Raw genomic sequence first — 20,264 nt, 5'->3', positions numbered from 1 at the left:
CGATGCGCGCCGGGCCCTCCACCTGTATCTGACGATCTACAGCCCCACGAAGTCGGCCGTCACCGGCCGGGTCGCTCTTTTCCCGCCGCGCACCAGCAGCGACAGCATCGCCACCGCGACCGCCGCGGCGGCCACCACCGTGGCGACCGGCTGCCCGCCGCCCAGCGCGGAGTGCGTGAGCCCCGCCCCGACGACGGCCGCGGCCGGCCCCGTGGCCAGCGTCAGCCCGCGCTGCGGGAAGCGGCCGGGCCATCGGCGTACCGCTCCCGCCGCCAGACCGAAGCCGATGATCGCGCTGATCAGAGCTTCCACAATCACGGAGCGTCACCTCGCCGTCGCGTTCGCCTGTGAACAGGACGACCGGGGTCTACCCGTGGTCCCGCAGGGGCAAACGGTGTTGCGCGGTACGCGGACGCGGTGGTTCGGGGGTTGCTACGCCGCGAGTCCGAGCGCTGCCATCCGCTTGGTGTGCGCCTCGGTGATCCGGGAGAACATCCGGCCGACCTCCGCCAGGTCGAAGCCCTCCGCGACGCCGCCGACGAGCATGTTCGACAGGGCGTCGCGCTCCGCGACGACCCGCTGCGCCTGGCTCAGCGCCTCGCCCATCAGCCGCCGCGCCCACAGCGCGAGCCGGCCGCCGACGCGGGGCTCGGCCTCGATCGCGGCGCGCACCTTCTCCACGGCGAACGACGCGTGCCCGGTGTCGTCCAGGACGCGCAGCACCAGACCGCGGGTGTCGGTGTCCAGCCGGGCGGCGACCTCACGGTAGAAGTCGGAGGCGATCGAGTCGCCGACGTACGCCTTGACCAGGCCCTCCAGCCAGTCCGAGGGCGCGGTCTGGCGGTGGAACTCGTCGAGCGCGGCCGCGAAGGGCTGCATCGACTCCGTCGGGTCGGCGTCGACCTCGCGCAGCCGGTCCCGCAGCTGCTCGAAGTGGTGGAACTCGGCGGAGGCCATCGCGGCGAGCTCCGCCTTGTCGGCGAGCGAGGGGGCGAGCTTGGCGTCCTCGGCCAGTCGCTCGAAGGCTGCCAGCTCGCCGTAGGCGAGGGCTCCCAGCAGGTCCACGACCGCGGCCCGGTACTGCGGGTCCGCGGAGGCCTGGGCCCAGTCCTGGGCGGCGATCCCGGTGGGGGCCGGTGCGTCAGAAGGCGTGTCCATGGGGTGCACGATAGCCGTCCCGGCGCCCGGTGGAAGGGCCTGGTCATGGGGGTCCCTCCGGGCGGGCCGGGACGGGCGGGACACAGGGCCGGGGAACGTCGGAAGGATCACAAGAGACGCGATTCCGCAAACGTGGCCTGACATGTGTACGTGTTTCCGGGGTACAGTGGTATAGCACCCGGCGCATATGCAACGGGATGCTTGTATGAGGATGCCCGGTCGGTGGCCCGATCGGCTCCACCGACCCCACGCGGCTCGAGCGGCCGCGCGATGGACGAGGTCCCGCGCCATGACCCGCGCGGTAGCTGTAGACCCCCTTCGCCGCCGCACGCCGCGTACCTCACAGAAGAGGCAGCACCCTGACTACGTTCCGAGACCTCGGGATCCTCCCCGAGACAGCCGAGGCCCTGGAGGCCGTCGGCATCACGTCCCCGTTCCCCATCCAGGAGATGACCCTCCCCGTCGCGCTGGCCGGTACCGATGTCATCGGCCAGGCCAAGACCGGCACCGGCAAGACGCTCGGTTTCGGCCTGCCGCTGCTGGAGACGGTCGTCGTCCCCGCCGACGTCGAGGCCGGGCGCGCGAAGCCCGAGGACCTCACCGACGCCCCGCAGGCGCTCGTGGTCGTCCCCACCCGTGAGCTCTGCACCCAGGTCACCAACGACCTGCTGCAGGCCGGCAAGGTCCGCAACGTCCGGGTCGTCGCGATCTACGGCGGCCGTTCGTACGAGCCGCAGGTCGAGGCGCTGAAGAAGGGCGTCGACGTCATCGTCGGCACCCCGGGCCGGCTGCTCGACCTCGCGGGCCAGAAGAAGCTGCGCCTGTCGCAGGTCAAGGCGCTCGTCCTGGACGAGGCCGACGAGATGCTCGACCTGGGCTTCCTGCCCGACGTCGAGAAGATCATCAACATGCTTCCGGCGAAGCGCCAGACCATGCTGTTCTCGGCGACCATGCCGGGCGCCGTCATCGGTCTCGCCCGCCGCTACATGTCGCAGCCCACGCACATCCGCGCCACCGCGCCGGACGACGAGGGCGCGACCGTCGCGAACATCACCCAGCACGTCTTCCGCGCCCACTCGATGGACAAGCCGGAGCTGGTCTCCCGCATCCTGCAGGCCGACGGCCGCGGGCTGGCGATGATCTTCTGCCGTACGAAGCGGACCGCCGCGGACATCGCCGAGCAGCTGACCCGCCGCGGGTTCGCCGCCGGCGCCGTGCACGGCGACCTGGGGCAGGGCGCCCGCGAGCAGGCGCTGCGCGCCTTCCGCAACGGCAAGGTCGACGTCCTGGTCGCCACCGACGTCGCCGCTCGCGGCATCGACGTCGAGGGCGTCACGCACGTGATCAACTACCAGTCGCCGGAGGACGAGAAGACGTACCTCCACCGCATCGGCCGCACCGGCCGCGCGGGCAACAAGGGCACGGCCGTGACCCTGGTCGACTGGGACGACATCCCGCGCTGGAAGCTCATCAACAAGGCGCTCGACCTGTCCTTCGACGAGCCGGAGGAGACGTACTCCACGTCGCCGCACCTGTACGAGGTGCTCGGCATCCCCGAGGGCACGAAGGGCATCCTGCCGCGCTCCGAGCGCACCCGCGCCGGTCTCGGCGCGGAGGAGGTCGAGGACCTCGGCGAGACCGGCGGCCGCGGCCGCCGGGGCGCCCCGAAGGCCGCCGCCACGGAGGAGCGCCCCCCGCGCACCCGCACCCCGCGCCAGCGCCGCCGCACCCGCGGCGGGGTCGCGGCGGACGGCGAGACGGTACCGGCCGCGGAGGCGACCGACGCCGCCCCGGCCGCCGAGGTGACCGCCGACGCGCAGGCGGACGCCGGCGCGGAGTCGCCGCGCAAGCCGCGCCGCCGTCGTCGTACGCGCACGGGCGCCGGATCGGCCACGCCGGCCGAGGCGAAGGCGTCGGAGCCGAAGACGGCTGACGCGCCGGAGGCCAAGGCGACCGCGCTGAAGGCCGCCAAGGCCGAGGCCACCGCGGCCGACACCGCGGACGGCGAGGCCGCCAAGGCCCCGCGCCGCCGTCGTCGTACGCGCGCCTCGTCCGCGAAGGCGGAGGGCGCACCGGCCCCGGCCGAGGGCTGACGGACCGCATCGAACGCCCCGGGGGCGGACTCCACGGAGTCCGCCCCCGGGGCGTTTTCATTACGCCTTCGCGCGGGCGTTTTCGTTACGCCGCCATGGGCGTCTTCGAGCCGCCGCCCCTACCGCCGCCAGGCAGCCGACACGTCCATCATCCGCCCCGTCTTCCCCGGATCACGGTCGACCAGGTCGCCCAGCGCCGCGTCGATCGCGTCCATCAGCTCCGCGTCCAGCTTCACGCCGGCCGCGGCGGCGTTCTCCGCGACCTGCTCCGGCCGGGTGGCGCCGATGATCGCCGAGGACACGCCCTCCCGGTTCAGGGTCCAGGCGACGGCCAGCTGGGCCATCGTCAGCCCCGCCTCGTCGGCGAGCGGACGCAGCCGCTGCACCCGGGTGAGCAGCTCCTCGCCCAGCACCCGGCCGATGAAGCGCGGCGCCCGGCCGCCCGCCGTGGCCCGCGAACCGGGCGGCGGCTGCTCGCCGGGCCGGTACTTGCCGGTGAGCACGCCCTGGGCGAGCGGCTGGAAGACGAACTGCCCGATGCCCTCCTGACGGCACAGCGGCAGCACCTCGGGCTCGATGACCCGCCAGAGCATGTTGTACTGCGGCTGGTTCGACACGATCCGCCCGCGCAGCCCCAGCTCCCCGGCGATCCGCAGGGCGTCGGCGATCTGCGGCGCGGTCCACTCGGAGACGCCGAGATAGAGCACCTTGCCCTGCCGTACGAGGTCGTCGAAGGCGACCAGCGTCTCCTCCAGCGGCACCCGCTCGTCGTAGCGGTGGGCCTGGTAGAGGTCGACGTAGTCCGTGCCCAGCCGGCGCAGGGAGGCGTGGCAGGACTCCATGATGTGCTTGCGGGACAGCCCGCGGTCGTTCGGCCCGTCCCCGGTCGGCAGACAGACCTTGGTGGCTATCTCCAGCGACGACCGCCGGATCCCGGCGAGCGCCTTGCCGAGCAACTCCTCGGCGGCCCCGAGCGCGTAGACGTCGGCCGTGTCGAAGGTGGTGATCCCCGCGTCGAGGGCCGCCCGCACACAGGCCAGCGCCCCGTCCTCGGCGACGGTCTCGCCGTGGGTGAGCCAGTTTCCGTAGGTGACTTCGCTGATCTGCAGGCCACTGCGGCCGAGTTGACGATGTTCCATGGTCCGCACCCTAGGACACGGGCCCGACAACCCCGCGGCGTCCAGGCAGCGGAAGACGGTTCGGCGTCCGGCCGCACCCGTGCCACGCTCGTCGTATGTCCAACGGCATCGCGTTCCCCGTGCTCCGCACCCCCGACGCCGACGCGGCGGTGCGCGCGGCGCGGAGCCTGCTCGCGCTGGGCGACCGGCGGTTCGCGGAGGTGTGGGTGGAGGCCGTGCTGCCGGCTCCCGGGGACGTGCTGCGGATGCGCGCGGCGCTGCCGGACGGGGTGTTCAGCGTGCGGTGGCGGGCCTGGCACGACGAGGACCGCACCGGCCTGCTGATGGGCGTGTACGGCCGCGAACTCCCGGACGATCCCGCCTTCCTGGCCGGGCAGGTGCCGCTGTGGTTCTCCCTGGAGGACCAGCCGCCGGACACCGTCGAGGACACCTTCCGGGAGCAGGTCGGCGACTGCCCCGGCTGGCTGCACTGGTGGAACCTGCACTGGCCGGAGGTGCCCGAGGAGGGCCTGTACTCGGACCACAAGCACGCCGAGGTGACCGTGCTGTTCAACACCGCGACCGCCGAACTGGACGAACCGGCCGCCCACCACACCGTGCTGGTGACCGTTCGCCGCCGGAACATGGACGGCTACGAGCTGCGCCACGCCTCCTGGCTCGCCGCGCGGGCGGGCCTGGCGGTCGTGGGCGAGCCGCACGAGGAGTGACCGCTACAGCCCCCGCGCCCCCGGGCCGTACCGCTCTCCCATCCGGTCGGCGGCGTTCGCCAGCCCGCACACGTCGATCGACAGGCAGCCGCAGCCGATGCAGTCGGTGAGGTTGTCGCGCAGGCGCTCCAGGTGGCGGATCCGGTCGTTGAGCGTGTCCCGCCAGCCCTCCGACAGCCGGGCCCAGTCCGCCCGGTTCGGCGTGCGCTCGTCGGGCAGCAGCGCGAGCGCCTCGCGGATCTCGGCGAGCGGCATGCCGACCCGCTGCGAGGCGCGGATGAACGCCACCCGGCGCAGCGTGTCACGGCTGTAGCGGCGCTGGTTGCCGCTGGTGCGGCGGCTGCTGATCAGCCCCTGCCGTTCGTAGAAGCGCAGCGCCGAGTGCGGCACCCCGCTCCGCTCGGACAGCTCGCCGATGGTCGCTTCCCGGGCCCTGGGCGACAGATGCGCGTTCATGCGCCCAGCGTACGGTGGTGAATCCACTGGTCAGGCGGGGCCGTTGGCGGCGAGGATGCGGCGTATGACGAAGCGTGCCGCCACCGGAGCACTCATCGGGCTGGCGCTCGGTGACGCGATGGGCAGACCAACGGAGTTCCTGTACGACACCGCGAAGATCGAGCGCCTGCACGGGCCCTGGCGGGAGCTGCCGCTCCCCGACCCCGCCAAGGTCACGGACGACACGGACATGACCGTCGCGGTGGCCCGCGCCCTGCAGACGGCCGCGGACCGGGGCACGCTCGCCCCGCTGCGCCTGACCAGCCCGCTGCGCGAGGAGTACGTCGAGTGGGCCCACCGCCCCCAGACGGGCAAAGCCCCGGGCCGCACCTGCCTGCGTGCGGTCGCCCTCCTCACCGACGAGAGCCTCCCCTGGCACGACGCGAGCCAGCTGGACTCCAAGGGCTGCGGCGCCAACATGCGCGTCGCCCCCGTCGGCGTGTTCCCCGGCCTGTCGGACACCCAGCGCTCCGCCGCCGCCCAGCTCCAGGCGGCCCTCACCCACGGTCACCCCACTGCGCTCGCCGCCGCCGACCTCACCGCCCGCGCAGTGTACCTCCTCGCACAGGGCACGCAGCCGCGCGAGCTGACGGGGCAGCTCATCGCGTACGCCGAGGAGCACCGGCGCGTCTACCACGACCGGTGGCTCGGCACGCTGTGGCTGGGCACGCCGAACGCGAGCGGCGAGGACTACATCGAGTTCGGCTGGGAGGAGTGCCTGAAGGTCCTCGGCTGGCTCGACGCCGCCCAGCACCACGCCGACCCGGAGTCCGACCCGTGCATCTACACGGGCGAGGGCTGGATCGCCGAGGAGGCCCTCGGCACGGCCCTGCTGTGCTTCCTGCTCTTCCCGGAGGACCCCGTGACGGCCCTGCGCCGCGCCGCCTGCACCAAGGGCGACTCGGACTCCCTGGCCTGCCTCACGGGGGCGTTCGCGGGCGCGTATCTGGGCGCGGACGCGTGGCCGGCGGACTGGGCGGAGCGGGTCGAGTTCGGGGAGGAGCTGCGGGGGTTCGGGGCGCGGTGGGACGGGTGAGGCGTCCCGGGCCGGCCCTCGCGCCCGCTCAGGCGATGGACGCCCAGAAGTCCGCGAGAGCCGTCGCCGTGACCGCCGGCTGATCGACGTTGGGCGAGTGCTCCGCGCCCGGTACGACGGTGCGGTGCGCCCGCAGCCGTGCGGCCATCCGGTCCAGTCGCTCCACCGGCCAGGCGTAGTCCACCGCCCCGGACAGCACGTGCTTCGGCAGCTCCACCCCGGCCAGCTCCGCCACCCGGTCCCGCTCCTCGATCAGCAGCCGGCCGGCGGCGATCAACTGGGCCGGCCGGGTGTTCATCCAGCGGCGGTGCAGGAAGCCGGCGACGTCCGCGGGCGTACCGTCGTCCGCGGCCTCCGGCGGGTCCAGCGCCCGCATCGCCTGCCAGACGGATTCCAGGTCCAGTACGGCGAGCGCGCCGATCAGCGTCTTCACCCGGGCCTGCTGCTCCTCGGCCACCGCCGCCGGACCCGAACTCATCAGCGTCAGCGACGCGAACGGCGAGGCGTCCCGCAGCACGGCCTCCCGCGCGACGAGCCCGCCCAGCGAGTGGCCCACCACGTGCACCTCTCCCCCCAGCGCACGCGCCTGGGCGAGCAGGTCCGCGGCCAGCTCGCCCAGTCCGTAAGCGGCCTCGTCGTCCGGGCCGGGCGTCTCGTGCTGCCCCCGCCCGTCGACGGCCGCGACGGCGAAGCCGCGCGCCGCGAGCGGCTCCAGCAGGGCGATGAAGTCCTCCTTGCTCCCTGTGAACCCGGGGACGAGCAGCGCCGTCCCCCGCTCGCGCCGCCCGGCGAAGTGGGCGGCGAAGGCGCCGCGGTCGGTGTCGAGGGTGCGGGCTTCGGCCCCGGCGGGCAGCGCGAGGAAGGGCGGCTTGCTCATGCGGCGAGGCTAGCCGCCCCGGGTGACGGGGGCATGGGCGCGGGTACTCATCGGCGGCGCAGGAAGTTAAACAGTCGAAACTTTTTGTTAGCGCACGGAATGATTGGTGATGCCATCGTGTTGTGACAGACGAGGGTGAGCTGCCCCCAAGGGGCAGAACGGCTGAAAATCGCCCACCCTGTTACAAGACGAAGGGAGAAGTGGATGCACTTCGAGATTGTGCGCCTGGACGACGTCAACGGCACCGCCGTGGACAGCACCGTCGTGAACGCCGCCTCCGTCGAACGCATTGTGCTCAGCGCTGCCGAGACCGGACAGCGCCTGCTGATCCGCCCGGCCGCGGAGAACGCGTTCCCGGGCGGCGACCCGCGAGCCGACGGCTACGCGGCCTGAATGAAGTCCGTGACGCCGTTCGCGATCTGCTGAACGGCGATCGTGGCCAGCAGCATGCCGGCGAGGCGGGTCATCAGCACCACGCCTCCGTCCTTGATCACCCTGATGATCACGAGTGAGTAGCGCATCGCGAGCCAGAGCACGACGTGCATCGCGAGGATGGCCGCCCAGACGGCGGTGTACTCACTCAGCCCGTCCGCCCGCTGCACCGCGAGGATCACGGTGACGATGGCTCCGGGCCCGGCGAGCAGGGGCATGCCCAGCGGTACGAGCGCGGCGTTGACGTCCTTCGTCTGCGTCGGCTCGTCCGCCTTGCCGGTCAGCAGATCGAGAGCGACGAGCAGGAGCAGCAGTCCGCCGGCCACCATCAGCGCGGGCACGCTCACATGCAGGTAGTCGAGGATCTGCTGCCCGGCGACCGCGAAGAGCGCGATCGCACCGAACGCGACGCACGCCGCCTGCCAGGCCATACGGCGCTGCACCTTCACCGGACGGCCGCCGGAGAGGGCGAGGAAGATCGGCGTGATACCGGGCGGGTCCATGATGACGAAGAGGGTCAGGAACACGGAGCCGAAAAGGGCGAGATCCAACGGAGTGCCTTGCTGTTTTCTTCAGGGATGATGCGGGGTGGCGCGGGGGGTTTGATGCGGGGTCGCGCGGGGGCGCCGGCGGGGAACCGGAGGGAAAGCTAGTCCCGGCGTACGGGGGCGGCCCCGGAGGCGCGGCCGACCAGTTCCTCGTACACGTCCGGATCGGTGGTGTTCGCCCCGAGCCGGACTTTCTTGCGTGTGCCGTGGTAGTCGCTGGACCCGGTCGCAAGCAGCCCCAGATCCGCGGCGAGGCCGCGCAGCCTGTCCCGGGTGGGGGCGTCGTGGTCGGTGTGGTCGACCTCGATGCCGTCGAGACCGGCCGCCGCGAGCTCGGCGATGGCGTTCTCCGACACGACGCGCCCGCGCTTCACGGCCTGCGGGTGCGCGAAGACGGTGACGCCGCCGGCCGCCTTCACCAGGCGGATGGCCTCGAAGGGGTCGAGCTCGTGCTTGCTGACGTACGCCCGCCCGCCCGATCCGAGCCACTCCCCCGTGAACGCCTCGTCGATGCTGCCGATGACCCCGGCCTCCAGCAGCGCACTGGCCACGTGCGGCCGGCCGACGGAACCACCGGCGGCGATCTCCAGCACGCGCTCCCAGGTGATGCCCGTACCCAGGGCGACGAGCTTGTCGGTCATCGCCTGCGCGCGGCGCACGCGGTCGTTGCGTACGAGGTCGCGCTCGCGCGCGAACTCCTGCTCGTGGGGGTCGAAGAGGTACGCGAGCATGTGCAGACTGACGCCGTCCATCCGACAGGACAACTCGGCCCCGGTCACCAACGTGAGCCCCGCGGGAAGCGCCTCTTCGGCGGGACCGTGCCCGGCGGTGGTGTCGTGATCGGTGATCGCGACAACGTCAAGCCCCGCCGCACGGGCGTTCACGACGAGCTCGCCGGGGGTGTCCGTTCCGTCAGAGGCAGTGGAATGAGCGTGGAGGTCTATGCGCACAACGGTGGATTTTACGGGGTTCCGCCGGGGGCTGAGGGCTGGTAGGGCCCCAGGCCCACTGGCGGGGTGTGGCAGGGCCGCTGGCGCTGTGCCCCGTTCCAGCGTGACGGACCCCTTCCAGGGTGACGGGCTCCCTTTTCAGCCCGTCCGGCGTTTGAGGACTTCGGGCGAAGCCCGAAGCGCGTCAGCCGGCGCAACCGCACCTCCAGCCCGTCCGGCGCTTGAGGACGAGGCGCGCAGCGCCGACCGCGCCGCAGGCGCCCGCGCAAACCGCACCGCGCGCAGCGGACCGCATCAGGAAAGAAGCCGCGGCGACAACGCCCCGCAGGGCAGGAGGTCGATCTCCGCCCCCGCATCCCGCAGGTCCGTCAGGACGAGCTCGTCGTACATGAGGAGCCCCGACTGCTCGGGCCACACGATCGCCCACAGCCACAGCCCGAGCGCCTCACCCGCGAAGACCGCGCGGTCGTCGGGCGCCCCCGACACATGCCACAACGGCGTGGGCCGCCCGGCGGCGATGACCTTGGCGTGCGGCGGCTTGTCGGCGCAGATCGCAGGCCCCGGGTCCGGACCGTCGATCCCCGCGTAGCGCGCGCCGAGTCCCACCCCCAGCTCCTCCGCGACCAGCAGCAGCTCACCCGGCCCGCCGAGCGGCCCCGGCCCGGAGCACGCGACGGCTGTCGCACGGCCACCGCTGCGGTCGTCGCCCGCGTTGGCGACACCCGTGAACAGCCAGCCCAGCGGCAGCGGCCACGGCATCCACACCGGCACCTGGGCCCGGTGCACCACGACACCGAGCGCCTCGACGCTCGGCGGAATGACCGGCTGCAGCGGCTGCACGGGTCCGTGCAGCCCACACTGCCAGGAGTCGGCGAAGAGACCGGGCGCCCGCACCCGTCCACCGCACTTCGGGCAACTCGGTTCGCCCCTCATAGGGCCATACGGTCCTCCCTGGCTGACGTCGCGTCAAGGACGATCACCCGTCCGGACGGCCGGGGCGGCGCGCCTTGCCCGGCAAGGTCACCGCACGGCCCCGGGGAGGCACGGACCGCGGTCGCGGCGGGCACTCCCTCACAGTATAGATGTATGCTACATTTATTAGCGACACTAAACATCTCCCCCAGAGCGGCCCCCGCCGGGGGACACGAAAGGGCGCAGCGTCATGGATCCGTTCGACGAGGACGCAGGCACTCCGAGCCTGCTCAAGCAGCCCAAGGCCGTCTGGGCGACGGCCGGCGCCGCGGTCGTGGCCTTCATGGGCATCGGCCTCGTGGACCCGATCCTGCCCTCGATCGCCAAGGGCCTCGACGCGACGCCCAGCCAGGTCTCGCTGCTCTTCACGTCGTACTTCCTGATCACCGCCTTCGCCATGCTGGTGACCGGCTTCGTCTCCTCGCGCATAGGCGGCCGCAAGACGCTGCTCGCCGGTCTCGCGCTCGTCGTGGTCTTCGCCGCCCTCTCCGGCACCTCCGACACCGTCGGCGAACTGGTCGGCTTCCGCGCCGGCTGGGGCCTGGGCAACGCGCTGTTCGTCTCGACGTCCCTCGCCGTCATCGTCGGCGCGGCGGCCGGCGGCAGCGCGGCGGCGATCCTGCTGTACGAGTCGGCGCTGGGCCTCGGCATGGCCTGCGGCCCGCTGCTCGGCGCCGTGCTCGGCGACCTCAACTGGCGCTACCCGTTCTTCGGTACGGCGGCGCTGATGGCCATCGGCTTCATCGCCATCACGGTGTTCCTGAAGGAGCAGCCGAAGCCCGCCGCCAGGACCTCGCTGCTCGACCCGGTCAAGGCGCTGGGCCACGGCGGCCTCGCCTCGGCCGCCGCCTCCGCGTTCTTCTACAACTACGCGTTCTTCACGGTGCTGGCGTTCACCCCGTTCGTGCTGGACATGTCGCCGTACCGCTCCGGCGGGGTCTTCTTCGCCTGGGGTGTGCTGCTGGCCGTCTTCTCGGTGCTGGTCGCACCGCGCCTGCAGAAGCGCTTCGGCTCGCTGACCGTGCTGGGCGGCTCACTGGTGCTGCTGGCGGCGGACCTGGTCGTGCTGGGTTACGGCAGCCACACCGCGGCCGTCGTCGGGACGATCGTCTCCGGCGCCTTCATCGGCCTGAACAACACCGTCTTCACCGAACTCGCGCTCGGCGTCTCGGACGCCCCGCGCCCCGTGGCGAGCGCGGGCTACAACTTCGTCCGCTGGTTCGCGGCGGCGGCCGCGCCCTGGCTGGCCCCGAAGATCGAGGAGTGGACCGACAGCCTCGAGGCGCCGTTCGTCGTCGCGGCGGTCGCGGCCCTCGTGGGCGCCGTGATCGTCGGGGTCCGGCGCAAGTCCCTCACCACGGAGGCGGCCCACCACCACGCCGTACCGGCGCAGGACCCCCTCCCGGCGACCGCCTGACCGCCTGACCGCCTGACCGCCGCAGCCCCGCAGCTCCTCAGCCCTCGCTGAGGAGCTGCTCGCGCAGGATGTCCGCGTGGCCGCAGTGCTGGGCCAGCTCGCGCAGCGTGTGCAGGTAGACCCAGCGCAGCGGCAGCGGCCCCCGGCGGTTTCCGCGTACGACGTCGTCCGGCGACAGCTCCGCGACGGCCAGCCGCGACGCGGCGCACGCCTCCAGGTACGCCTTCTGGACGGAGGCGACGGTGTCGCCGTCGTCGAGGTCGAACGACTCGTCGGGCGTCGCCGGGATGCCGATCTCGGCGCGGGGCCGGCAGGTGACCGCCTCGTCGAACCAGACCTTCTCGACGAACGTGGCGTGCTTGACCAACCCCAGCAGGGTGGTCTTGGACGGCACCAGCGACCGCCGCGCCTGCTCCTCGGTCAGCCCGTCCAGGCTGTCGTGGAGCGCGGCGCGGTGCTCGTCGAGGAACACCTCGAACTGGTCGCGGAGCGGCTGGTGGAAGGAATCGGGCTCGATCGTCGGCCGGGATGTCATGAGCGCAGACGATAGGCCACCGGCGTGCGAACCCCTCCGCCGCCCTCCGGTGAAACCGTCAGTCCCCGTCCAGCGCCACCGCGGCCCGCAGCGGATCGCGCAGATCCACCCCGTGCTTGAGCCACCGCTCCTCGAGCGCCGTCGCCCCGTGCACCCGCTTCCACGCCGCCTCGTTCGGCGTCATCGGCAGCAGCGGCAGGAAGCGCACCGGATCCATCGGCTCGTCCAGCTCCAGGTCCGCCACCAGGCCGCCCGGTTCGCCGACCAGCACCGAGGTGAAGCCCGCGCCCGGCCACAGGGGCTCGCCCACGTCCAGGGAGGCGCCGGGCGCCACCACCACGCCCTCCACCTGGGGGGCCGACGCCAGCACCACGAGCGGGCGCAGCACCTCGTCCGTCGCGGCCCGGCCCGCGCGGACCGTCAGCACCAGCTCCGCGCGCGGGCCGCGCACCGGATCGGCGACGAGGGCCGTCGGATCGGTCATCGGCTGGACGGACATACCGAGGGTGACATAACGGACGAGGCCGTCGTGCAAACCCTCGCCTGGTTCAAGGAAGCGCAAAACCTCGATGCGCTCGGCGCCGACGAACGTCACCGCCGCCCGCGCGTCCGGCTCCCCGAAAGTCGCGGTCAAACGCGCCTCAACCAGCGCCAATACATCACCCGAAGCCATACACGCCAGCATAGGCCGCCGGGCGCCGGCCCTCCGATCAGCCCATTCCCGCCGCCGGCGCCCCCGCGGGGCTATCGTCGGCTGGTAACCTTGCAGCCGGGCATTCAGGCCTTCGGGTGTACGGGTACGACGTACAGCCGGAAAGGCCCGGCCGACCCGCACATTTCTCGTCCCCCATCGGGGACCGGCCGGAGGAGGTGGGACTGCGGTGGATCCTAGCCGACCTTGCAGTACCAGCAGCTCTTCCGTCCAGCACGTCTCCCTCTGATCCGGAGTTCGTCCCCCCGGCCGCGCGCTGCAGCTGCGGCTGACCGGTTCACAGGCGCTCCCAGGCCGTGTGAACACGACGGTTGAGCACTCGTTTCACCGAGTCATTCCCGTTTGCCGTCGCACCGCAGCGATGTCAGCCGTGCCCGTTTTGCGGATGCGCCCGTCCAGCCCTGTCCACCGGCAGGCACCCCCGGACCGGCTCGTCCCCGTTTCGGGCATTGCTGCCCCGCCGCCAGGGACGGCAGGACCTCTGAAGGAGCCTGCCATGTCGATGATCCGTGACCTGCGTGCCGCCGTCCGCCCCGCGGCCCGCCAGCGCAGCCAGTCCTCGCTCCCGTACGACACCACCCGCGACCCGCGCACCGCCAGCGCGGTCGTCGACTGCGCCGTGTACAAGAACGGCCGCCGGGTGACCGACCGGCTCGACTCCGCCGAGGCCATGCGCAAGGTGCGCGCCGAGGGGGGCTTCGCCTGGATCGGGCTGCACGAGCCGACCGAGGCCGAGTTCGCCGGTATCGCCAAGGAGTTCGGCCTGCACCCGCTGGCCGTGGAGGACGCGATCCAGGCGCACCAGCGCCCGAAGCTGGAGCCGTACGACGGCTCCCTCTTCACCGTCTTCAAGACCCTGCACTACGTCGAGCACGCCGAACTCACCGCCACCAGCGAGATCGTGGAGACCGGCGAGGTCATGTGCTTCACCGGCCGGGACTTCATCATCACGGTCCGGCACGGCGGCCAGGGCTCGCTGCGCTCGCTCCGCCACCGGCTGGAGGGCGACCCGGAGCTGCTGGTGAAGGGCCCGTCGGCGGTCCTGCACGCGATCGCGGACCAGATCGTCGACTCGTACATCGCGGTGGCGGACGCCGTGCAGGACGATATCGACGAGGTCGAGATCGACGTCTTCTCCCCGGGCGGCAGCCGGGGGCGGCGCGGCGGCGACGCGGGGCGCGTCTACCAGCTCAAGCGCGAGGTGCTGGAGTTCAAGCGGGCCGTGGCGCCGCTGCTGCGGCCGATGCAGCTGCTCTCCGAGCGGCCGATGCGGTTCGTCGACTCCGAGATCCAGAAGTACTTCCGCGATGTGGCGGACCACGTCGCCCGGGTCCACGAGCAGGTCGTGTCCTTCGACGACCTGCTGAACTCGATCCTGCAGGCGAACCTCGCGCAGGCCACCGTCGCGCAGAACGAGGACATGCGGAAGATCACCTCCTGGGCGGCGATCTTCGCGGTGCCCACGATGATCGCCGGGGTCTACGGGATGAACTTCGACTACATGCCCGAGCTGCGCTGGAGGTACGGCTACCCGATGGTGATCGGGGCGATCTTCGCGATCTGCGCGGTCATGCACCGGGGCTTCCGCCGCAACGGCTGGCTGTGAGCCGTCAGGCGGCGGCCGGCGTACGGCGGTTGGCGAGGATGACCATCGTCAGGCCCGCCAGGATGACGGTCAGCGCCACGTAGACGCCCGCGGGCGGGTTCTGGCCCAGCCACACGGCCGCGATGAGGGCCGCGCCCGGGGCCTCCAGCAGGATCGCCGTGGAGGTCACCGTCGCGCCCAGGCCGTGCACCACGCGGTTGAACAGGGTGTGGCCCAGCAGCTGCGCGCAGCCCGTCAGCGCCACCAGCTTCAGCCAGGTCTCCGCGGAGTAGCCGCCGCCCAGATCCACGCCGGCCGCCAGACAGACGCCGAGCAGCGCGACGGCGCAGACGCCGTAGCAGATCAGCGTGTACGACGTGGTGGACACCGTCCGCCGCACCTCGGCCCCGATCAGTACGTACCCGGCGGCGGCGATCCCGCCGCCCAGCGCGAGCGCGTCACCGGCGAGCGCCTCGGGCGACAGCGACAGGTCGACACCGGTCAGCAGCACCACCCCGGCCATGGCCACGACCGCCCCGGCCCACACCAGCCCCGGAGCGCGCTGCCCGCGCAGCCGCAGCAGGACCAGCGTCCACACGGGCGTGGTCGTCCCCAGGGCCGTGGACGAGGCCACGGAGGTCAGCTTGAGGCTGGGCAGCCACAGCCCGAAGTGCAGCGCGAGGATCGCCCCGGAGGCGACACACAGCCAGAACGTCCGCCGCCCCATCCCCCGGACCTCGTCCCGCAGCCCCCGTCGCAGCCCCACGACGGGCGCGAGCACGCCCACGGCCATGGCGTTGCGCCAGAAGGCGATGGCGAGCGCGGGCGCGGCCATGGACGCGATGAGCGGCGCGGAGAAGGAGACCCCGCCCACGGCCACAGCCAGCAGCACCAGATCGAACGGCACCCCCGGAGCCCTCCCCACGGGGTGGTGCGGCGCTATCGCGGAACTGTCGGCGGCGGTACGGGAGGGCATGCGCCCAGTGTAGTGACGGTGCAAGGGCCCCTCCGTCCCGCCGCCTCGGCGTTCAGCCCTGTTGCGAACCGGCGAGGGCGGCGGGCCGGTCGACGTCTCCGTGCCAGGTCGGCCAGCCCAGCAGGCGGGGGCGTTCGGTGACCCAGGCGCGGGTGTCGGCGCCGATCTCGGTGTCGATGAGGTCCTCCAGCAGGACCCGGTAGCGCTCGACGAGTTCGCGGTTCGCGGGGTCGGCGGCCAGGTTGCGCGTCTCGGCGGGGTCCTGCTCGCGGTCGTAGAGCACGACGTCGTTCTCGGCCAGCAGTGCCTGTGTACTGGCCGGGCGGTTCGGGCTCAGCGGGGAGAAGTAGCGGCCGAAGGTGTAGCGGCCGTCCAGGTAGCCGCGCAGGAAGCCGCGCTTGTTCCAGTCCGGGCGCAGGTCACCGGAGGCGATGCGCTGGGGCGCCGCGGGGTCGGCGAACTCGAACCAGAAGGACGAGTCCAGCGTCAGGATCGACTCGATGGCGATCAGGACTCCGTCGCGCACGGACTGCCCGTCCAGGGCGGGGACGAGCGACCGGCCCTTGAGCGAGGGGTGCCGGGTGGCTGCGGCGGCGGGGTCGAGGCCGGCGATGTCGAGGAGGGTGGGCGCGATGTCGACCGCGGAGGCGAGCGCGTCGGTACGCGCGCCGCCGGGCAGGTCGGGGTGGGCGATCATGAAGGGGACGTGGACGTTCTCGTCGTAGACGAGGTTCCCCTTCTGGCGCAGTCCGTGCGAGCCGGCCATCTCCCCGTGGTCGGAGGTGAAGACGACCACGGTGCGGTCGGCCTGCCCGGAGGCCTCCAGGGCGTCGAGGACGACCTCGACGTGGCGGTCCACGTCTCGGATCGCGTTGAGGTAGAAGTTCAGGCCGTCGTACCAGTGCCGGTCGTCGGCGACGGGGCCGAACGCGGTGTCGGTCATCCGCGCGAACTCGGTCACGGCTGGGGCGGCACCCGAGAGGTCGTCACGGAGGCTGTCCGGCAGGTCGAAGTCCCAGCGCCGCCGGTACACCGGGATGTCGGCGGCGGCCTTGGCCACGACGGCGTGCGCGAGGCCCGGGGGGAGCTGGACCTGGGGGCGGCCGCCGTAGTCGAAGCTCATGATGTCGTGGGGGTTCACGAAGTTGACGGCCATGAACCAGGGCTTGTCCTCGGAGACGACCGGGGCGCGGTCGCGCAGCCACTTCACCGCCTGGCCGGCGATCACCGGGTCGATCCTGAGCCCGGCCCAGGCGCCGCCGTCGATGTCGCCCCAGTCGTTGAACTCGCTGAACCCGTAGGGCTCCAGGGCGTCGGTGGTGGGTTCCGGGTTCTCGGGGGTGCGGTAGGCGTTGGAGAGATGCCACTTGCCCTGGTAGGTGGTGTAGTAGCCGGCCGAGCGGAGCATGGTGCCGATCGTGCCCAGCCCGGGGTCGAGCGGGCGGATGTACGGCATGTTGTCGTTGTCGTAGGTCTCGGTGACGGGCACGTGCTGCCCGGTGTAGATCACGGAACGCGCGGAGCTGCACTGCGCCGAGGCCGTGTAGTACCGCTCGAAGACCGTGCCCCGCTCGGCGATGCGCTCCCGCGCGGGAAGCGAGTAGCCCTGCGGGCGCGGAAGGCGGGCGCGCTCTTCGTCGGTGACGATCAGGAGGATGTTGGGGCGACGCGTCATGACCGGTCCTTAGCTCAGCGCGGGCTGCGGAGATGCCCCGAATCTAGGGACGCGCACGGTCCGTGGCCGTCAGGACACGTGCCCCGGCGGCCTTTCGGGTGACCGCCCGCTCCCGGCGGACCTCCCCGCGGCGGGACGGGAGTGGAGGGCGGCCGATACCCTCGGGCGCATGACGACGCTCGGCCCCGCCCTGATCGAGGAAGCCTCGAAGAAGTCCAGCCTGCTCTGGATCGGCGACCGCGCCCTGTGGCACGTGTGGCACGACGGCGCCGTCCACGTCGTGGGCGACGGCCAGGAGCAGCCCCTGACCGGCCTCTCCGACGGCGGCGTCGTCCACATCGTGGCCCGCAGCAAGGACAAGGGCGCCCGCATCGTCGCCTGGCAGGCGAGGGTCACCGAACTGGCCCCCGGCACGGACGCCTGGGCGGCCGCCGTGGACGAACTCAAGGCCAAGCGCCTGAACGCCCCCGACGGCGAAAGAATGCCGGAACGCTGGGCCCGGGAGTGCCGCGTCCTACGCCTGGACGCCACGGGCACCCCCGACGACACCCTCCCGAACACGTCCCTCGCAACCCCACCGGTACCAACCCCGAACAACACCCGCCACGCCATCCCCGCGGGACTCCCGAAGCTGCTCTTCCGCCGCTAACGCCTCCGGCGGGGTGCGAGCAAGGAGATCTCCGGGGTCTCCGCCCCCGAAGCCCCTGGGAGCAGGGCGGCCACGCGGACGGGGCATGTGCAGCCCTTCCCGGGGCTCCCCCGGGGACCCGGCCGGCCGGCAGCGCGACCGACACCGCGGACAGGTCACCCCCTGAGGGGGCGCCCGAGCCCCCTCAGCCCGTGCCGACCTTCTCGCCGTAGTCCACGACCTCTTCCTTCCGCGGCGCCTTCACCTCGAACTCCGCGTCCCACGCCGAGAGTTCCACCACCCCCGCGCCCCCCGCGCGCTCCAGCCGGAGGGGGTACGGCTCGCCCTCCAGCGCCACCTCGAGCTTCCCGCCGTCGCCGCCGTCGACGGTGAGCCCGATCGTCGGGACGCCGCCGACCTTGGCGTAGTCCCCCGTCTCCACGTCGCCCTGCAGCTTGAGCAGCCCGTCCAGCAGGACCTTGCGGTCCGTGAAGCCGGAGAGCTGCTTGTACGAGGCGTCCGACTCGGGGACCTTCACGAACATCCCGTCGAGGTGCTGCGCGGCCTCCGTGTCGGCCTTCGTGGGCTCCTCGTCGCCGGAGCCCTTCTCCAGCCAGAAGTCGTCGTCGGCCTTGAGGTAGAGCGCCTTGCCCACCCGCAGCACGGAGAAGGTGCTGCCCTTGGTCGACACCTCGCCCGTGCCGCCCTCGTTCGTGAGCCGTATGTCGAGCTTGAAGAGCTTGCCGCCGCTGACGACGGTGCCGGAGAGCCGTACCGACGACGCCGCGGAGGCGGCCGCGAGCGACTTGGCCTCGATCGTGGCGGCCGGCAGTCCGGAGACGCCGTTCGTGCCCTTGTCGGGGCTGCCGCCGAACGGCAGGAGGGAGCAACCCGACACCGCGGACGCGACCAACGCGCACGTCACCGCCACGGACACGGCCTGCCTCATCTTCCGCTACCTCCCTGACGACCAGCGGGCTGCCGAGAGAGTACCGGGCGTGTCCTACCTCTCGTTCCGGGGCCATGACGCACGGCCGTACTCTTGGGTACATGGCTCCTACGGAAGACGCGGTCCGCGCCGCGCTCGCGACGGTGAACGACCCGGAGATCAACCGACCGCTCACCGAACTCGGCATGGTCAAGTCGGTGCAGGTCGGGACGGACGGCGCGGTCGCCGTCGGCGTGTATCTCACCATCGCGGGCTGTCCGATGCGCGACACGCTGACCTCCCGGGTCACCGAGGCGGTCCAGCGGGTGGCCGGCGTGACGAGCGTCACGGTCGAACTCGACGTGATGAGCGACGAACAGCGCAAGGAGCTGGCGTCGTCGCTGCGCGGCGGCAAGGCCGAGCGCGAGGTCCCGTTCGCCCAGCCCGGCAACCTGACCCGGGTGTACGCCGTGGCCTCCGGCAAGGGCGGCGTGGGCAAGTCCTCCGTGACGGTCAACCTGGCGGCCGCGATGGCCGCGGACGGCCTCAAGGTCGGCGTGGTGGACGCGGACATCTACGGCCACAGCGTGCCGCGGATGCTGGGCGCCGACGGCCGGCCGACCCAGGTCGAGAACATGATCATGCCGCCGTCCGCGAACGGCGTGAAGGTCATCTCCATCGGCATGTTCACCCCGGGCAACGCGCCCGTGGTGTGGCGCGGCCCCATGCTGCACCGCGCGCTGCAGCAGTTCCTGGCCGACGTCTACTGGGGTGACCTGGACGTCCTGCTGCTCGACCTGCCGCCCGGCACGGGCGACATCGCGATCTCCGTGGCGCAGCTGATCCCGGGCGCGGAGATCCTCGTCGTCACGACCCCGCAGCAGGCGGCGGCCGAGGTCGCCGAGCGGGCGGGCTCCATCGCGGTCCAGACGCACCAGAAGATCGTGGGCGTCGTCGAGAACATGTCCGGACTGCCGTGCCCGCACTGCGGCGAGATGGTCGACGTCTTCGGCACGGGCGGCGGCCAGCGGGTCGCCGAGGGCCTCACGAAGACCACCGGGACCAACGTCCCCGTGCTGGGCTCGATCCCGATCGACGTCCGCCTCCGCGAGGGCGGCGACGAGGGCAAGCCGGTGGTCCTGACGGACCCCGAGTCCCCCGCGGGCGCCGCGCTCCGCGCCGTCGCCGGCAAGCTCGGCGGCCGTCAGCGGGGCCTGTCGGGCATGTCCCTGGGTCTCACCCCGCGCAACAAGTTCTGACCCGTACGCGGCCCGACGGGCCCGGGAACGGGCCCCGCAGGCCGCGGCACCAGCGGCGCGGCCGCCCGCGCGTACGACGTCCTTCGACCCGACGCGCGAAAGCCGAGAAACGATGTCGAACACCCATGCACTCCCCGCCACC

21 protein-coding genes are annotated in these 20,264 nt (G+C 72.4%); 8 read left to right on the top strand and 13 right to left on the bottom strand.

The genetic code is table 11. The features are described 5' to 3' along the window. Positions 1-36 precede the first annotated feature (36 nt). Both AB0M28_RS34720 and AB0M28_RS34715 read right to left on the bottom strand, forming a co-directional pair. A complete protein-coding gene (locus AB0M28_RS34720) occupies positions 37-318 on the bottom strand; it encodes a hypothetical protein (protein ID WP_365413790.1) in 282 nt (93 codons plus the stop codon). Positions 319-432: 114 nt separating this feature from the next. Continuing rightward, positions 433-1,158, bottom strand: coding sequence for a ferritin-like fold-containing protein (locus AB0M28_RS34715; RefSeq protein ID WP_365413788.1), 726 nt, complete (start codon positions 1,156-1,158; stop codon positions 433-435). A 449-nt stretch (positions 1,159-1,607) separates the two neighbouring features. Between AB0M28_RS34715 and AB0M28_RS34710 the strand changes: the two genes are divergently transcribed. Beyond that, positions 1,608-3,251, top strand: coding sequence for a DEAD/DEAH box helicase (locus AB0M28_RS34710; RefSeq protein WP_365413786.1), 1,644 nt, complete (start codon positions 1,608-1,610; stop codon positions 3,249-3,251). A 119-nt stretch (positions 3,252-3,370) separates the two neighbouring features. On the opposite strand, the gene AB0M28_RS34705 is transcribed toward AB0M28_RS34710, so the two are convergent. Beyond that, entirely contained in the window at positions 3,371-4,390 is a 1,020-nt protein-coding gene (locus AB0M28_RS34705) for an aldo/keto reductase family protein (protein WP_365413784.1), read from the bottom strand. Between the two features lie 95 nt (positions 4,391-4,485). On the opposite strand from AB0M28_RS34705, the gene AB0M28_RS34700 reads away from it, so the two are divergent. Then, the gene (locus tag AB0M28_RS34700; RefSeq protein ID WP_365413782.1) at positions 4,486-5,097 is read left to right on the top strand and encodes a hypothetical protein; all 612 of its coding nucleotides are present in this window, start codon (positions 4,486-4,488) and stop codon (positions 5,095-5,097) included. A 3-nt stretch (positions 5,098-5,100) separates the two neighbouring features. On the opposite strand, the gene soxR is transcribed toward AB0M28_RS34700, so the two are convergent. Then, the gene (soxR, locus tag AB0M28_RS34695) at positions 5,101-5,553 is read right to left on the bottom strand and encodes a redox-sensitive transcriptional activator SoxR (RefSeq protein ID WP_365413780.1); all 453 of its coding nucleotides are present in this window, start codon (positions 5,551-5,553) and stop codon (positions 5,101-5,103) included. A gap of 64 nt (positions 5,554-5,617) precedes the next feature. On the opposite strand from soxR, the gene AB0M28_RS34690 reads away from it, so the two are divergent. Next, complete coding sequence (locus AB0M28_RS34690; RefSeq protein WP_365413778.1) at positions 5,618-6,628, top strand: ADP-ribosylglycohydrolase family protein; 1,011 nt, start codon at positions 5,618-5,620, stop codon at positions 6,626-6,628. 28 nt (positions 6,629-6,656) lie between these two features. Here AB0M28_RS34690 and AB0M28_RS34685 read toward each other — a convergent pair whose 3' ends face one another. Then, positions 6,657-7,505 carry an alpha/beta fold hydrolase gene (locus tag AB0M28_RS34685; RefSeq protein WP_365413776.1) on the bottom strand — a complete coding sequence of 283 codons (849 nt, stop codon included), beginning with the start codon at positions 7,503-7,505 and terminating at the stop codon, positions 6,657-6,659. Positions 7,506-7,709: 204 nt separating this feature from the next. Here AB0M28_RS34685 and AB0M28_RS34680 point away from each other — a divergent pair, with 204 nt between their 5' ends. Further along, on the top strand, positions 7,710-7,898 hold the full coding sequence (locus AB0M28_RS34680; protein WP_365413774.1) for a hypothetical protein: 189 nt from the start codon (positions 7,710-7,712) through the stop codon (positions 7,896-7,898). Here the strand turns inward: AB0M28_RS34680 and AB0M28_RS34675 are convergent. The 3 genes from AB0M28_RS34675 to AB0M28_RS34665 all read right to left on the bottom strand — a co-directional run bounded on the left by AB0M28_RS34675 (position 7,886) and on the right by AB0M28_RS34665 (position 10,368). Beyond that, complete coding sequence (locus AB0M28_RS34675) at positions 7,886-8,488, bottom strand: MarC family protein (protein ID WP_365413772.1); 603 nt, start codon at positions 8,486-8,488, stop codon at positions 7,886-7,888. The two genes, AB0M28_RS34680 and AB0M28_RS34675, sit on opposite strands and share 13 nt — an antisense overlap. 98 nt (positions 8,489-8,586) lie before the next feature. Then, positions 8,587-9,435 carry a PHP domain-containing protein gene (locus AB0M28_RS34670; RefSeq protein ID WP_365413770.1) on the bottom strand — a complete coding sequence of 283 codons (849 nt, stop codon included), beginning with the start codon at positions 9,433-9,435 and terminating at the stop codon, positions 8,587-8,589. A 294-nt stretch (positions 9,436-9,729) separates the two neighbouring features. Beyond that, positions 9,730-10,368 carry a DUF6758 family protein gene (locus tag AB0M28_RS34665; protein ID WP_365413768.1) on the bottom strand — a complete coding sequence of 213 codons (639 nt, stop codon included), beginning with the start codon at positions 10,366-10,368 and terminating at the stop codon, positions 9,730-9,732. Positions 10,369-10,597: 229 nt separating this feature from the next. On the opposite strand from AB0M28_RS34665, the gene AB0M28_RS34660 reads away from it, so the two are divergent. Then, positions 10,598-11,824, top strand: coding sequence for an MFS transporter (locus AB0M28_RS34660; protein ID WP_365413766.1), 1,227 nt, complete (start codon positions 10,598-10,600; stop codon positions 11,822-11,824). Between the two features lie 37 nt (positions 11,825-11,861). On the opposite strand, the gene AB0M28_RS34655 is transcribed toward AB0M28_RS34660, so the two are convergent. Together AB0M28_RS34655 and AB0M28_RS34650 are read right to left on the bottom strand one after the other, a co-directional pair. Further along, complete coding sequence (locus tag AB0M28_RS34655; RefSeq protein WP_365413764.1) at positions 11,862-12,359, bottom strand: DinB family protein; 498 nt, start codon at positions 12,357-12,359, stop codon at positions 11,862-11,864. A gap of 58 nt (positions 12,360-12,417) precedes the next feature. Beyond that, entirely contained in the window at positions 12,418-13,032 is a 615-nt protein-coding gene (locus AB0M28_RS34650; RefSeq protein WP_365413762.1) for a suppressor of fused domain protein, read from the bottom strand. Between the two features lie 535 nt (positions 13,033-13,567). Between AB0M28_RS34650 and AB0M28_RS34645 the strand changes: the two genes are divergently transcribed. Then, positions 13,568-14,677 carry a magnesium and cobalt transport protein CorA gene (locus AB0M28_RS34645; protein WP_365413760.1) on the top strand — a complete coding sequence of 370 codons (1,110 nt, stop codon included), beginning with the start codon at positions 13,568-13,570 and terminating at the stop codon, positions 14,675-14,677. Between the two features lie 4 nt (positions 14,678-14,681). Here the strand turns inward: AB0M28_RS34645 and AB0M28_RS34640 are convergent, their stop codons facing one another. Together AB0M28_RS34640 and AB0M28_RS34635 are read right to left on the bottom strand one after the other, a co-directional pair. Then, entirely contained in the window at positions 14,682-15,632 is a 951-nt protein-coding gene (locus AB0M28_RS34640) for a DMT family transporter (RefSeq protein ID WP_365413758.1), read from the bottom strand. A gap of 52 nt (positions 15,633-15,684) precedes the next feature. After that, entirely contained in the window at positions 15,685-17,307 is a 1,623-nt protein-coding gene (locus AB0M28_RS34635; protein WP_365413756.1) for a sulfatase-like hydrolase/transferase, read from the bottom strand. A 169-nt stretch (positions 17,308-17,476) separates the two neighbouring features. Between AB0M28_RS34635 and AB0M28_RS34630 the strand changes: the two genes are divergently transcribed. Further along, positions 17,477-17,956 carry a hypothetical protein gene (locus AB0M28_RS34630; protein WP_365413754.1) on the top strand — a complete coding sequence of 160 codons (480 nt, stop codon included), beginning with the start codon at positions 17,477-17,479 and terminating at the stop codon, positions 17,954-17,956. Positions 17,957-18,140: 184 nt separating this feature from the next. Here the strand turns inward: AB0M28_RS34630 and AB0M28_RS34625 are convergent, their stop codons facing one another. Continuing rightward, a complete protein-coding gene (locus AB0M28_RS34625) occupies positions 18,141-18,884 on the bottom strand; it encodes a hypothetical protein (RefSeq protein WP_365413752.1) in 744 nt (247 codons plus the stop codon). A 101-nt stretch (positions 18,885-18,985) separates the two neighbouring features. Here AB0M28_RS34625 and AB0M28_RS34620 point away from each other — a divergent pair, with 101 nt between their 5' ends. After that, entirely contained in the window at positions 18,986-20,122 is a 1,137-nt protein-coding gene (locus tag AB0M28_RS34620; protein ID WP_365413750.1) for an Mrp/NBP35 family ATP-binding protein, read from the top strand. Positions 20,123-20,264: the final 142 nt, after the last annotated feature.

The sequence above is a fragment of the Streptomyces sp. NPDC051940 genome (assembly GCF_040680895.1).
Taxonomy (GTDB): domain Bacteria; phylum Actinomycetota; class Actinomycetes; order Streptomycetales; family Streptomycetaceae; genus Streptomyces.
Note: the sequence above shows the minus strand (reverse complement) of the source record. Positions and strands in the feature narration are given on the sequence as shown.